Source organism: Nitrospira sp. CR1.1 (genome assembly GCA_014055465.1).
In the GTDB taxonomy this organism is placed as follows: domain Bacteria; phylum Nitrospirota; class Nitrospiria; order Nitrospirales; family Nitrospiraceae; genus Nitrospira_A.
The window spans coordinates 482,281-495,847 of the sequence record WIAF01000003.1 but is presented as its reverse complement, the minus strand read 5'-3'; the positions used below and the strand labels follow the sequence as shown (position 1 = coordinate 495,847).

11 protein-coding genes and 2 rRNA genes are annotated in these 13,567 nt (G+C 57.2%); 5 read left to right on the top strand and 8 right to left on the bottom strand.

What is annotated here, in order from left to right; all coding sequences use genetic code 11:
- A 23S ribosomal RNA gene (locus GDA65_09045) occupies window positions 1–177 on the top strand; the annotation flags it as partial.
- A gap of 126 nt (window positions 178–303) precedes the next feature.
- Window positions 304–420: ribosomal RNA gene (gene rrf / locus GDA65_09040) — 5S ribosomal RNA — on the top strand.
- 425 nt (window positions 421–845) lie between these two features.
- Here rrf and GDA65_09035 read toward each other — a convergent pair.
- The gene (locus GDA65_09035; protein MBA5862839.1) at window positions 846–2,495 is read right to left on the bottom strand and encodes an alpha-glucosidase; all 1,650 of its coding nucleotides are present in this window, start codon (window positions 2,493–2,495) and stop codon (window positions 846–848) included.
- 393 nt (window positions 2,496–2,888) lie between these two features.
- Between GDA65_09035 and GDA65_09030 the strand changes: the two genes are divergently transcribed.
- On the top strand, window positions 2,889–3,593 hold the full coding sequence (locus GDA65_09030) for a uracil-DNA glycosylase (GenBank protein ID MBA5862838.1): 705 nt from the start codon (window positions 2,889–2,891) through the stop codon (window positions 3,591–3,593).
- A gap of 234 nt (window positions 3,594–3,827) precedes the next feature.
- Here GDA65_09030 and GDA65_09025 read toward each other — a convergent pair whose 3' ends face one another.
- Together GDA65_09025 and GDA65_09020 are read right to left on the bottom strand one after the other, a co-directional pair.
- Complete coding sequence (locus tag GDA65_09025) at window positions 3,828–4,265, bottom strand: DUF3574 domain-containing protein (GenBank protein MBA5862837.1); 438 nt, start codon at window positions 4,263–4,265, stop codon at window positions 3,828–3,830.
- 20 nt (window positions 4,266–4,285) lie between these two features.
- Window positions 4,286–4,573 carry a hypothetical protein gene (locus tag GDA65_09020; protein MBA5862836.1) on the bottom strand — a complete coding sequence of 96 codons (288 nt, stop codon included), beginning with the start codon at window positions 4,571–4,573 and terminating at the stop codon, window positions 4,286–4,288.
- Window positions 4,574–4,876: 303 nt separating this feature from the next.
- On the opposite strand from GDA65_09020, the gene GDA65_09015 reads away from it, so the two are divergent.
- Window positions 4,877–6,172, top strand: coding sequence for a DEAD/DEAH box helicase (locus GDA65_09015; protein ID MBA5862835.1), 1,296 nt, complete (start codon window positions 4,877–4,879; stop codon window positions 6,170–6,172).
- Between the two features lie 28 nt (window positions 6,173–6,200).
- Window positions 6,201–6,548: a hypothetical protein gene (locus tag GDA65_09010; protein MBA5862834.1), complete on the top strand. Its 348-nt coding sequence runs from the start codon at window positions 6,201–6,203 to the stop codon at window positions 6,546–6,548.
- 281 nt (window positions 6,549–6,829) lie between these two features.
- Here the strand turns inward: GDA65_09010 and GDA65_09005 are convergent, their stop codons facing one another.
- The 5 genes from GDA65_09005 to glgB all read right to left on the bottom strand — a co-directional run bounded on the left by GDA65_09005 (window position 6,830) and on the right by glgB (window position 13,558).
- The gene (locus GDA65_09005) at window positions 6,830–7,111 is read right to left on the bottom strand and encodes a hypothetical protein (GenBank protein MBA5862833.1); all 282 of its coding nucleotides are present in this window, start codon (window positions 7,109–7,111) and stop codon (window positions 6,830–6,832) included.
- 358 nt (window positions 7,112–7,469) lie between these two features.
- Window positions 7,470–9,023 (bottom strand): GAF domain-containing protein, encoded by a 1,554-nt coding sequence (locus GDA65_09000; protein MBA5862832.1) that lies wholly within the window; start codon window positions 9,021–9,023, stop codon window positions 7,470–7,472.
- A 6-nt stretch (window positions 9,024–9,029) separates the two neighbouring features.
- Entirely contained in the window at window positions 9,030–10,715 is a 1,686-nt protein-coding gene (locus GDA65_08995; GenBank protein MBA5862831.1) for a hypothetical protein, read from the bottom strand.
- Between the two features lie 138 nt (window positions 10,716–10,853).
- Complete coding sequence (locus GDA65_08990) at window positions 10,854–11,345, bottom strand: hypothetical protein (protein ID MBA5862830.1); 492 nt, start codon at window positions 11,343–11,345, stop codon at window positions 10,854–10,856.
- A 284-nt stretch (window positions 11,346–11,629) separates the two neighbouring features.
- Entirely contained in the window at window positions 11,630–13,558 is a 1,929-nt protein-coding gene (gene glgB / locus GDA65_08985; protein MBA5862829.1) for a 1,4-alpha-glucan branching protein GlgB, read from the bottom strand.
- Between the last annotated feature and the right edge of the window lie 9 nt (window positions 13,559–13,567).

Here is a 13,567-nt window from a genome sequence, read left to right as displayed (position 1 = left end):
TGTTCAGTTGGGATAACCGCTGAAAGCATCTAAGCGGGAAGCCTGCCTCAAGATAAGCTCTCCCGGGGCGCAAGCCCCCTAAAGGACACTTGTAGACTACGAGTTTGATAGGCTGGGTGTGGAAGGCTCGTAAGGGCTGTAGCTAACCAGTACTAATCGTCCGTGCGGCTTAACATCCTTTGCTCCTGATAGACGTGGTCTTAACAAGAACTAGCGAATGGCCAATTGCGTCCTCGTAGATCAGGGAGAAATCCCACATGGTCGCCTGACGTAATAACTCATGGGCTAGATTCTTCAGAAGTTCTCGGTGGCCTTGCCGGAGGGGTCACACCCGTTCCCATACCGAACACGGAAGTTAAGCCCTCCAAGGCCGATGATACTGCTGCCGTGAGGCAGTGGGACAGTAGGACGCTGCCGGGTTACAAAAAAAGCCTGCTCGATTTCTCGAGCAGGCTTTTTTATTTTGTGGCCCTTAGCAGTTCAACTGATCGATGCTCAGTCGCATGCTATGTGCTTCGGTTTGCTATCCCAGAAAGGTCCGTGGTCGATTTTTCAACTGTTGCGCAAGGCAGGCGTGCCGCTGGACGAGCGTTGCGTTATAGCTATTGTCACGTTAGCCCATCCGGTTGCCCTCGCTGGCGCGGGCGGGTATGTCTCCCACTGAACGGCCAACGCCTCGTCACGAGTACCAGGGAGCAACGACTCCCTCCCAGGATTCATCTTAGGCGATGGCATGTCGAGGAAGGTTGAAAGCCGCAGGAGGGGACCCATCACCCGAGGGGTTCCTGACGCTGCCCTGATCGACGGATACTGTTGCCTATGCCCGAGTCCTTCGTGATCTTCGCCTACTCGATCTCCACCATCATCCCCTCCTCCGGGCCGAGCGAGAATCGGTCTGCGCTCCAGCGTCCTTCGCTTCGTTGAGGATCGGTGGAGAGAACGAGACGTCCGCTTCGTTGCGGCAGGGAAGCCGATGTCGGGAGTGAAATGGTCTGCGCATGGGTGCTGAAGTTGATTGCAACCAGCATGGCTTCCTGATGGGTATCTGTTTGAACCCGGCGATGAAACAAGAGACAGTCGTTCGGGCCGCCATCAATCGGTTCATAGCTCCCTGCCGTGAGTGCCCGAGATCCCTTCTTCACTCGAATGAGCCGCTTATAGAGCGACAACATCGATCCGGTATCCCGCTGTCCCTGGACGACATTGGTCCGTCGCCAATCAGCCGAGAGCGGCAGCCAGGGTGTGCCGGTTGTGAATCCGGCATGCGGAGAAGTATCCCACGGCATCGGCGTTCTCGCCGGATCGCGCCCTTTTTTCCATGGCCAATAGCGAATGGTGTAGGGATCGCGTAAGTCCGACCGCCGGAGCCTTCCATCCCGCAGTCCCAATTCCTCCCCGTAATAGACAAAGGGCGTCCCGCGGAGCGTGAAAAGCAGCAGGGCGGCAGCCCTGGCGCGACGCACGGGGTCTCCGTCCTTGCCGTAGCGATCGATATGCCGGGATTGATCATGGTTACTGAAGACGATTGGAGGCCAGCCGCCGCCCGGTACGGCCCGGTCGCTCTCCAGAATCAGGCGGCGAAACACATCTGCTTGCCACGGCGAACGGAGCAGGCGGAAATCGAAGACCTCATGCAGTTCATTTGTCCCGCTTCCATAGAATGCCGCAGGCCCGCCAGGGGTATCCGATGAGGCCTCGCCGACGAGCATGGTGTCGGGATAGTTTTTCACCGCAACCCACAAGGCTCGAAGCGTTTCGTGGGCCTGGGGTTGGTCACGGTCGTAGCGGTGCACCTGACGGTAGTAGCTTCGCCAGGCGAGCCGGCGCGGGTTGTCAGGCCAGCTGGTATCTTTTCCGAGCCAGTTGATGGCGTCGAGCCGGAATCCATCCACGCCACGCTCGAGCCAGAAGCGCACCACGCCGAACATCGCGTCGCGCACGGCAGGATTGGTCCAGTTCAGGTCCGGCTGCTCCGGCAGAAACGAATGCAGATAGTACTGACCTGTGTGCTTGTCTTTGGTCCAGGCCGATCCTCCGAAGCGCGCGGCCCAATTGCTGGGGGGATGATGTGCCGTCCCGTCGGCCCAGTAATACCAGTCGCGTTTCTCAGATCTGCGGGACGACCGTGATTCGATGAACCAGGGATGCTGGTCGGATGTGTGATTCAGGACGAGGTCCATGACGACGCGGATGCCGCGGCGGTGGGCTTCTGCCGTGAGACGATCGAAGTCCTCGAGCGTTCCGAAACGCGAATCGATGGCGCAGTAATCCATGACATCATAGCCGAAGTCATGCATGGGCGAGGGATAGAGCGGAGACAGCCAGATGGCATCGATGTTCAGCGAGTCGGGCGTGCCTTTCAGGTAATCCAGCCGGCTGATGATGCCAGGGAGGTCGCCGATCCCGTCCCCGTTGGAATCCTGAAAAGACCAGGGGTAGATCTGATAGACGACGGCTGAGTGCCACCAAGGCGGGGCTGCATGAATCAAGGACATGGCGTTGTTCCCACACTACCCCAGATCTATCCGTGCCAACAAGCGTCGGCTAACATCTCCACAACCGGGGAGGCACAGGATGCGGCGGTTGACTTGCCGGGTGCGTGGTGACACAGTCCATCCGTTCGGACTTGCCACGGCTCACTGATCTCATCCGTGACGTCAGTGGAGGCATGGTACACGGAGGTCTGTGGCGGGTGAAGGTTCGATTAGGCGTTGTTGACTATCGGAGGTTTCGGCGGGAGGCCTGAGTGATTCGTAATCGGAATAATCCGTACATCGAGCAGCATCCAACGCAGTGCGGGTGTAGCTCGAAGGTACGATGGGTATTACCAGGCGATCCAGGAAACGAGGGAGCCATGCGAAGCGCGCGCTCGGTCATGTTCCCGCGAAATGAGGTTATGCCCGTCCGTGGCTAGATTGCCGCCCATTCCTTCCGGCTGGAAGCAATTACTCAAGACAGAGACGAGCAGCAAGTCCTATCGCAGGCTCGAAACATTTCTTGAGCAGGAAGCTGCCGGTGGGCAGGTGATCCTGCCGCCGCGATCGGACATCTTCCGGGCGTTACGGGCGACACCATATGAGTCGGTCCGAGTGCTGTTGCTCGGCCAGGATCCCTATCATACTCCGGGTATGCCGCATGGACTTTGCTTTTCCGTGCCCCGTCACGTACAACGGCTGCCTCCCTCGCTCAAGAACGTCTATCGAGAACTGCATGAGGATCTGGGATGCCGCATACCCAATAATGGTTGCCTGGAGCCTTGGGCTGAGCAGGGTGTCCTTCTACTAAATACTGCGTTGACGGTTCGCGCGCATATGCCAAATTCACACAGGAACTGCGGGTGGCAGGGCCTCACGGATCGAGTGATCCAACTGGTGGATGCCAAGGCAACCAGGGTAGTATTTGTGCTCTGGGGCGCCGAGGCTCAAAAAAAACAGACCCTCATTACTAATCCGCACCACGTGGTCATTTCCTCTGCGCATCCGTCCCCTCTATCGGCAAGAAAGTTTTTTGGTTGTCGCTGTTTTTCCAGGATCAATCATTCACTGACTGCGGCTGGTTTATCAGCCATTGATTGGCAAATCCCCGATGTATGAACTGTCCTGCACCGGTTCAGCCTCTCAATGAACGGAAAATTGACGAAGCATAAGTCCGGATGCACGGCATTGCCCAGGCGGCTGTCATGCCTCAGTTTTCTCCTGTTTTGAATCGGCGTATCTCATTCGAGGCAGTTCTTTCTGACGCAGACTTCCCGGCCCGGTCTGTTCCCTCCTGGTTCCCGTTCGCTAATACCGGTCCTGCTCGGATATGCTGTCCGTAGAACGAAATCCTCAGAATGAGCGGCAGGCGCGTGATCGAATCCGCATGACACTTTCCTGCTGAAAGTCGCGCTTATAGCGATGGATAATCCGTTGTACCGCAAGGTCTCTCTCCTCACTTCCGTGATGCGCGAGCTGCAGCACGTACGAGGTTTCGTGTTCAACCAGTCCTGCCGAGTTTCTCCACCGGCCGGCGGCAGACCAGGATGTCAACCCTTCGGGAAAATTCGGGACGACTATGTCGTTGAGGAAACCCATCCAGTCCTCCGCTGTCACAACTCCGCCTGATTTAGCGGCGCCGAAGTAGAGAGAGTCGAGCACGACTGGTTGTTCTCCGGTAGGGCAGGGGACCACCGATGTGGATGCGCATCCCGCGGTGATGGCTAATGCGATGGAGGGTATGAAGAGCCGGCTCAATCGCATGGGTATGGAACTCGTGGTACGCAGCATAACATGTCCGGTAGGCGCAGTTACTTCTTCGGTCGCGGGGAGGTTGGCGCTGTCTCTTTGGATGTGCCTGCATCTTTGCCGCTGCCGGTGACTTGCTTGAATGTTTTCCCGATGGCCGGTCCGATTTTCGGGATTTCCTCTTCGATGTTTTTCGCGGCACTCTTTAGTCCACGGCCGATTTCGTTGAGGGTCAACCCTTGATTCGATCCGGTCTTGCTCTTGTCGGAGGAATCGGATGTCGCCGTTGCGAGAGGAATAGGTAGGTCAGTGACAAGCAAAAGTAAAAGGACGACAATCGCTGCTGGCAAGATGGACCTCCCTTCCTGAAGAATAGTATAGGGTATTCTTGGTGCTCGGCAAACACAGCTCGCAGATTAAGTGACAACGGCGCCTTCGCAGGAACTTCCCGACCTGTTGACCGACAGGGGAGCCATGCGGTAGAGTATGGTCTACTGCAGCATTGTATCGGTCCACCAATGCTGTATTCCTCAACGTGGACCGCGCGATCGCATCGCGACCAGGTCCAGTTTGGAGCTGACTCCCTCCGGATTCACCCTCCCCTTGGTTCTCTGATCCCGTCTTAATGCGATCCACAACGAAAGGATAGCTGCGTGCAGACGACTGCGTGTACGAGTTTTGATACCCTTGGTTTGTCTCCTACCCTTCTGAGAAATTTAACCAAAGCCGGCTTTACCCAACCCACGGCCATTCAGGCTCAGGCTATTCCCTTCGCGTTAGCTGGGCGGGACGTGTTGGGTTGTGCGCAGACCGGGACGGGAAAAACGGCAGCCTTTGTGATTCCGATGCTGGAGCGGTTGTCCGGTGCACCCAAGGGGCAGCCACGGGCGCTGATTTTGGCTCCGACCCGTGAACTCGCGATCCAAATTCAATCGACGATCGATACATTGGGCCGCGACCTCCAGCTATTTGCTACCACGGTCGTCGGCGGGGCGGACATGCAGGCCCAGGTCAGGGGATTACGGCAACGTCCGGATATCATCGTGGCTACTCCGGGGCGGTTACTTGATCATATGTGGAACGGGACGATCAGTCTGCTCGCGATGACCGTATTGGTGCTCGACGAGGCCGATCGGATGTTGGATATGGGGTTTGCTCAGCAGATCAATCAGATTCTGGATGCCATGCCCGAAGAGCGGCAGACGTTGCTGTTCTCTGCGACGATGCCCATGGATTTGGCCCGGTTGGCGCAGGCTAGTGTCAAGGATCCGGTGCGCGTCATGGTCACAAAGTCTGCGACGACTGCCGACGGCGTGTCACAGGCTGTCCATCACACCACGCATGACCGCAAGAATGCGCTCCTGATGTCGCTCCTGCAGTCTGAGGGTGATACCGTGCTGGTCTTTGCCAGGACGAAGCACCGGGCGGATCGACTCGGCAATCTGTTGGATACGGCCGGTCATCGGGTGGCGGTGCTCCATGGCGGACGTACGCTGCCGCAACGGCGAGCCGCGCTGGAAGGGTTCCGGCGGGGAACGTATCGAGTATTGGTTGCGACGGATATTGCCGCACGGGGCATCGATGTGGCAAATATTGCGCATGTGATCAATTACGACGTGCCCAATTGTCCGGAAGACTATGTCCACCGGATCGGCCGCACGGCTCGGATGAGAACCACCGGCCGCGCAACGACGTTTGTGACGGCGGAAGATCAGGAGCAGCTGCGCGCCATCGAGCGATTGCTCGGTCAAGCCGTGCCTCGCGCAGAAGGAAGCCCGGCTTCACTGACGCCTTCGTCACGACCGGATGGTCACGCACCACGGAATGAACCGGAGCGGCGGCGGAGGCGCGGCGGGTCTGCCCAGGGATGGCGTCAGACTGCTGACGGCGGATCCCGGGAGGCCAATGGGGGAATCAAGAACGGAAGCGATCTCGGGCCGGTCTCTTAATTTGGGCGAGTATACGTTGCAAGGAGGAATCAAGGTGAGTGATCAGAACCAGGATGCACCGCGAGCTGCGAGTCAGTGGGTCAGAATTCCGGATGGGACGATGGTGCAGCATCGTTTGGACGGACAAAAGGGGCATATTGACGGCTTGACGGAAATTGTCACCGGACCAAGTCGGAATCCCGACGGACGGACGCAGTATCGAATTAACGTCGGGAAGGGAGATCGAGTGCTGATTGCGGAGGAGGATCTTCTGATTTTGACGGATTCCGAGGGAATGGTACGAATGGCAAAAGAGAAGGGGGAATATCGTTCCCTCGTCAGCAAGCAGTTGCGCGGGGTATTTGGAGAAGACCGCTTTATCGTCAAAGCACCCTAACGACGATGCCGCCTCGAGGTTGACCCAGGAACCGCTGTTCAATACAGGGGTTCCTGGGGGCCCCACCGCAATCCTTCCAGATCGGGATCTTCTCCTCCAGGTGTCGCGGGCCGCTCGGGTTTCTCGGCCTTGCGTTGCACGCGACGGGCTTCTTTCTCCCGCTGCTTCACCTGTCTGGCTTTTTCTCGATCACGTTTCGCGATGGTCGTTTTGCCTGCTCGTGCGATGGTTCCCTCCTTCTATTCGTCTTCCCTGACCGGAAAGCAAATAGGGCTGTTTCGTTATGAACCGGCTGGTCGACGCGCGGTACGGGTCGTGTTGGTCCGCGCGTGAGAACGGGCAGGGCGCGCCTGCGTCTGTTCCGAGCGGGCGCGGGTCTCTGCCCCAAATCCTGAACTGGCTAGTGCCGAAACTTCACGACGGATCTGATCCATCGGCGTTTCGTGCGATTCTACAGAAGGATCAACCAGGCCGAGTTCTGTCCACCGTATTCTCAGCTTGGGCACGGTCCGCTTCTTTTTGTGATTGGGTTTGTTGCCACGCCAGACAGACGTTATTTTCATCGTACACTCCTTTCAGAACAACAGGATGGCGATGTCCAGGCCATCAAACTGGGGGCAGTGGGGCAGCGATGCTCTGGCCCCCATGCTTTGCCCATTTCCTGGTCGGATCTGGGAAACGGGCCGTAGGAGGAGCGTAACTAGAGGAAGCGATCGCGCGGCGATGACGGAAACGCGAAGCGTGGGATCTCGCTCGTGACTCGTACGGTTTAGCAACTTATCATGCCTGTGATCGCTTGGTCAAATGAGCGGTCCGGTGTTCAGGAATGTTCGGGCGTCAAGGCGACACATTGTCTCCGCTGGTCTCTGCGTACTTGTCGCCCGTGGAGCCAAACGGCATGAATCTCGTGATGTGAATGGGTTAGCGCATCGGGCTGGGTGCGGGCGATCTTGGGACGGGACGGCGAATACCGAGCTTTCGCAAGCGGCTTCGCAGCGTTTCCGGGTTGAGTCCTAAGAGATTGGCCGCTCCCTGGTCGCCGTAGATTCGCCATTTGGTCCGTTCGAGCATCATGATGATGTGATGTCGTTCGAGTTCCTGGAGGCTGTCGGTCTGGCTCATCGGGGCGGCGGGACCCGCCTGTAGGATCGGAAGCAACATTTCGTCCACGGTGACTTGGGATGAGCTGGAGAGGATCACGGCTCGCTCGATCACGTTTTGAAGCTCACGGACGTTCCCGGGCCAGTTATAGGTGAGGAGGCGTGCCATCGACTGTGGCTCAAAGGTGAGATGCGGTCGCTTATGCTTGGCGCCGATCTGTGCGAGAAAATGTTGCGCGAGGAGCTGAATATCCTCACGGCGTTCCCTGAGGGGAGGCACGGCGATGGGAAAGATGTGGAGCCGGTAGTAGAGGTCGGCGCGAAAGGTTCCCTGTTGAATTGCGGCGGGCAGGTCGGCATTGGTTGCGGCGATCAAGCGAACATTCACGGAGACCGGCCGCGTTCCGCCGATTCGATCCACCATGCCGTCTTGGAGGACACGCAGCAGTTTGGCCTGGGTCTCTAAGGGCATTTCGCCGATCTCGTCCAAAAACAACGTGCCCGTATGGGCCAGTTCGAAACGTCCCGCCCTGCGAAGTTGAGCTCCGGTAAAGGCCCCGCGTTCATGCCCGAATAATTCGCTTTCAATCAGCCCGGAGGGCAGGGCTGCGCAATTGACGCGAATAAATGGCTTTTGGCTTCGCGCGCTCAAGTCATGAAGCGCCTGGGCCAACACTTCCTTGCCTGTTCCGGTTTCCCCAAGAAGGAGGACGGTCGTGTCTGTCGGAGCGACGGCTTTCACGAGCTCGACTACTTGGCTGAATGACGAAGATGCGCCGACGAGCAGGCGTTGATTCCGGCTGGCTTTCACCTCTTCGGCGAGATACTCGTTCTCGCGGCGCAAGCGCTCGCTCAGTTGTTTGATCTGCTGGTACGCCAGCACGTGATCGATGGCGTAGGCGATTTGAGTGGCGACTTGTTGTAAGAATTTGCAGTCGTCCGGGTCGGGATGGCCCTCTCGCACACTGCCGATGTTGAGTGTGCCGAGACAATGCTCCCGGACCAGGAGCGGCAGGTTGATCATGCGTCCCAAACCTTCTTGAGCGTAAAAGCGGTCTTCGAGAAATACTTGTTCCTTCTGGAGGTTGCCACGAATGTGCAGCCGCCGATGGTCATGCACCCACCCCACCGCGCTGCCCTCGCGGGGAATGACGCTGTCATGCGCCAGGGCCGGGGTGGCCATATTGGTGATGACGGCATAAAACCGAAAGGCATCGGTAGTGGATTCGTACAAGGTAATGCCTGCACGATCCCAGGGAATCACCTTTTGGATTTGGTCGGCGATGACTCGCCAGAGACTCTCAATGTCTCGCTGCGAGTTCAGGGCATTGGTGACTTCGAGGAGTGTCTCAAAATTCAGAGTTGCGCGTTGCATGGCGAATCAGAAATTTGTCCACAGTTGTATGATGCCCCAATTCTGATCTGCGGAGGCGCCGAGCTGGTGGCGGATATAGGGTCCTGAAAAAAAATGACCATAGATGACAGCCAACGACACTTTGCCGTCTGCAAACATATGGCTCCATGCGAAATCCACTTCGTCGCCCACATGGGTTGCCTGGTTGTCGGACCGGGAAAAAATAAGCGGCCCCTGCGATCCACGGTACCAGTTGTCGCGAGCGCTTGCCAAGTACTTGCGCAACGCCCAGATTTCGATGTGATCCCGGCCGGTCGGCCTCGCTTGTATATTCACCTGGGGCTGAACCGTATTCCGCCAGGCGCCGTTGAGCATGTACCCGACGTGCAGGAAATTGGTCGGAAAGAAATTCTCGAACGTGTTGGCATTGCCGCCACAGCTGCGTGCGAGATTCCCACCTGGTGTGACGCAGTTGCTATCGCCGTCTCCGGAGGCATAGTCGAAGCCGATGGCGAGCCGCGGTTTCCACGGATGTGTATACCAGGTGTGGCCAAGCCAGGTCCCCGAGGCCCAGGCATTGATCCTCAGGTTGCGTTGATTGTCGAAATCGAATCCATCCGCGGTCCGCCCGAACTGGTAGGCGGATTCATGCACAACATCCCAATTGCCCTCACGCATTTCGATACGAAGCCCGACCATATGTCGCAGCTGGGAGGCCGATTTGGGAAGGTATTGCCCCGGGTTGGCTCGTTCCGGAAGACGGTTGGAGTAGAGGACGTAATAGGGTTCGACAACTATTCGAGGGAAGCTCCGGATTTGATTGTAGAGCACCACCATGTCGACGTCGCTCCCCGCGTCGGTCGCATGTTGTGCGAGGGCTGGATTGCAGACGGACTGGGACGCGACGTGCTGGTTACAGGTCATCAGATTCGGGGTCAGACTTCCACCGGGGTCAGCTTGACCAAGGTCAGTCTCAGAATTTCGGAACCAGCCGAGCTTCACGTCGAAATCGGTTCGAGTGTAACTCAACATGATGCCATCGTGGGAGTAGCCGGTATTCGCCCAATCAAAGTGGCCGAACAACCGTTGATTGCCGAACACGACGTATTGACGGCCAACCTTCGCACTGAGTCCCTCGACTCCGGCGAGATTGCGGACAAGCGCGTAGCCCGCCCGGATTCCCAGACGGCATTGTCCCGGTCGTTGAGTGCCACAGTGATGGTTGGATGCGTCTCCCCCCTGACTTCCGCCGAGCGGATTGCCGCTGGCTCCCCATGTCGCCGAATCCTGGACCTCAAGGTAAAAATTGAGATTGGGCGATGGATCATAACCAATGCCAACCCGTGCCCATTGCTGAACAAAAAAGTCGCTGGCCTTGGAACCATGATGAGCTGGAGTGCCAGATCCGGAGAGATTGAGGCTGTTGCACGCTCCATTCACCGGGGGCCCGCCTCCAAAGCAGACTCCGTTGCGCCATTCCGGTCTCACACGAAGGTCGGCGCGCATCCAGAAATTCTGAATGTCGAAGATCGAAGGGGGAGAGAGCATCGAAACTGGGTCGCTCTCTATCATGTTTCGTTCGACCGGGGAAACGAGTGCAGGTGACATCGGCCCATAGCCGACCTCCTCGGTTTGTGCCCAAAGAGAAGTCGTCGCGAGAACAGTCCCCAATGAAATGGTGAGGGCAACACACAGCAGGAGGAATTTCCACATGGCGATGGCGCGGCGTCTCGGAAGTCATGGAACATAGAATCCTCCATTTTCCCGGGCCTGGGGCGGGTGGGCCGAGGTCTGTGCGATCGATCTACCCCGGCCCGTGACAGATTCACTGTTCGACGAATCGAACGACGACTAGAAACTCATGCCCGCCCGTTCTTCCATATTGCGCATGAATTCTTCGTGCTCTTTGACCGTGTCTGCACCCTTCGCGCGGATGTGTCGATCACGCGCGTGGAACTCATCGGGCGTCACTCGGTAGCAAAAATCCCACAAGGCATCGGCGCTGTGCTCGTCAATGCCACCAACCCGAGCTTCGAGCATGACCATCAAGGCATTGACGCCGTCGTACGTGGCACGTCGATTTCCGGACCGGTGCAACTCTCGAACCTTGCTCATGTGCTCGACATAGGGTTGAAAACTCCCTGGAATCAGGCTTTTCTCGGCCATGGTCTGGTAGGTCACCACCTGACCGAGTAATTCCTCAGCCCACGCGGGTGATTTCTGATTGTTATTCCAGGCGACTGGTTCGAGACCCATGGACCATGTCTGAGCAGGGGGGAACCCCAGCAGGGAACAGGCTCCGAGCACGAATGTTGTCGAATACAATGCGATGGCTCTTTTCATCTTGTCCTCCTCGAGTAGTCCGACCTCTCAGCCGGAGTGATGTGCATGAATGAGATGCTGGCTGACCGTTCTTGTTTCCATACATCAGCAACACCCATGCCTCGGAGAACGAATGGATTGTCGGATGTAACCAGTTGATTTTTTACGCAACCGTGAGTGAGTGGCGATCCGGCGCGTATACGCGTCGTGAATGGCAACGGTGCGAGGTGAAATACAACGGAAATGTCGCGAGCGGAACGGAGGGCATGAACCCTGGGAGATCCCGGATTATCGTTTCGACGAAGTCACGATCCTGACCGGGTATGTTTGAGAAAGATGACAGACAGAGCAGGCAACGTGCAGGTTACCGAATGGGTGCGTCCATGTAACGGTATGGGTGTCGCTTCCACCCCTCCGCCATTTCCCCAGTCGTGTCCCCCATAGATGGCGGCATCGCTGTTCAACAGTTCCTTCCAGTATCCTCCTCGCGGCGCCCCGATTCGATAATTGAGACGGGGGACCGGGGTGAAGTTGCACACCACGAGAATGATGTCGTCGGTTGCACGTCCTTTCCGTATCAGGCTGATGACACTGGATTCGGCATCCTGACAGTCGATCCATTCGATGCCGGAGGGATCGACATCGCCTTCGTGGAGTGAAGATTCTCGACGATACAGGTTATTCAGATCCGTGACCCACTGGTGCATGCCTCGATGGAGTGGACGTTCCAACGCGCTCCACTCCAGCTGACCATCGTGGGACCATTCAGCCGGCTGGCCGAATTCCCCTCCCATGAACAAGAGCTTCTTGGCGGCTTGGGAGTACATGTGCCCGAACAGCAGGCGGAGGTTGGCGAATTTCTGCCATTCATCCCCCGGCATTTTCCCTAACAAAGAGCCTTTCCCATACACCACCTCGTCATGGGAGAGAGGAAGCACGAAGTTCTCGTGGAAGGCATAGAGCATCCGAAAGGTCAGATTGTGATGATGGTACTTCCGATCAATCGGGTCCTTTTGCATGTAGGTCAATGTGTCATGCATCCAGCCCATGTCCCACTTTAATCCGAACCCCAAGCCGCCGAGATACGTCGGTCGCGATACTAGCGGCCAGGCGGTGGATTCTTCGGCAATGGTCTGAACATCCGGGAAGTGCCGGTATACCTCTTCGTTCAATCGTTTGAGGAATTCAATGGCCTCAAGATTTTCCCGGCCGCCGTACTGATTGGGCACCCATTCGCCTTCCTTCCGCGAATAATCCAAATACAGCATGGATGCCACTGCGTCCAAACGCAGGCCGTCGAAGTGATATTTGTCGAGCCAGAAGAGGGCGCTGCTGATGAGAAAACTTCGCACCTCGTTGCGTCCGAAATTGAAGACAAAGGTATTCCAATCCGGCTGGAATCCCTGCTGAGGATTCGCATGTTCATACAGGTGCGTGCCATCGAAAAATCCCAGCCCCTGCTCATCGGTCGGAAAATGCGAAGGCACCCAATCCAGCAAGACCCCGATGCCGTGGTTGTGCAACGTATCGATCAGATACATCAGGTCTTGTGGCGTGCCGTAGTTGCCGGTCGGGGCAAAATAACCGGTGGTCTGATAGCCCCAAGAGCCAAAAAACGGATGATCGGTCAGCGGCATGAATTCCACATGGGTGAACCCGGTCTGCTGCAGATATTCGGCCAGCGGGAGCGCGAGTTCACGATAGCTGAGCGATCGATTCTGCTCGGCAGCGATGCGTTTCCATGATCCGATATGCATTTCGTAAATGGCCATCGGCGCATCCAAGGCATTGGTACGCTGGCGCGTGCGCAGCCACTCGCGGTCCGTCCATTCGTAATCGAGATCCCAGACGATGGAGGCCGATTTCGGCGGAATTTCATTAAAGAATGAGAGCGGGTCGCTTTTGTCGACTCGATAGTCGGAGTGGCGCGAGTGGACATGGTATTTGTATAACGTGCCCTTCACGGACTCCGCGATGAATCCTTCCCAAATGCCTGACTCTCCCCGCTGATGGAGATGGTGCACATCGCGGTTCCAGTCATTGAACGAGCCGATGACGGATACCTGTTCCGCGTTCGGCGCCCACACCGCGAAAGAGGTTCCCTGCTGTCCCTGACGCGCCATGGGGTGCGCGCCAAGTTTGTCATACAGTTGAAAGTGGGTTCCCTCATTAAAGAGGTACACATCATGATCAGTCAGTCTGCTGATGGCCGAAGGACCGGGTTTCTGCGAGATCCTCTGCTT

Coding starts and splice junctions, on each gene's coding strand:
- GDA65_09035 (MBA5862839.1), bottom strand. CDS start 2,495: ATGTCCTTGATTCATGCAGCCCCGCCTTGGTGGCACTCAGCCGTCGTC.
- GDA65_09030 (MBA5862838.1), top strand. CDS start 2,889: ATGAGGTTATGCCCGTCCGTGGCTAGATTGCCGCCCATTCCTTCCGGC.
- GDA65_09025 (MBA5862837.1), bottom strand. CDS start 4,265: ATGCTGCGTACCACGAGTTCCATACCCATGCGATTGAGCCGGCTCTTC.
- GDA65_09005 (MBA5862833.1), bottom strand. CDS start 7,111: ATGAAAATAACGTCTGTCTGGCGTGGCAACAAACCCAATCACAAAAAG.
- GDA65_09000 (MBA5862832.1), bottom strand. CDS start 9,023: ATGCAACGCGCAACTCTGAATTTTGAGACACTCCTCGAAGTCACCAAT.
- GDA65_08995 (MBA5862831.1), bottom strand. CDS start 10,715: ATGTGGAAATTCCTCCTGCTGTGTGTTGCCCTCACCATTTCATTGGGG.
- GDA65_08990 (MBA5862830.1), bottom strand. CDS start 11,345: ATGAAAAGAGCCATCGCATTGTATTCGACAACATTCGTGCTCGGAGCC.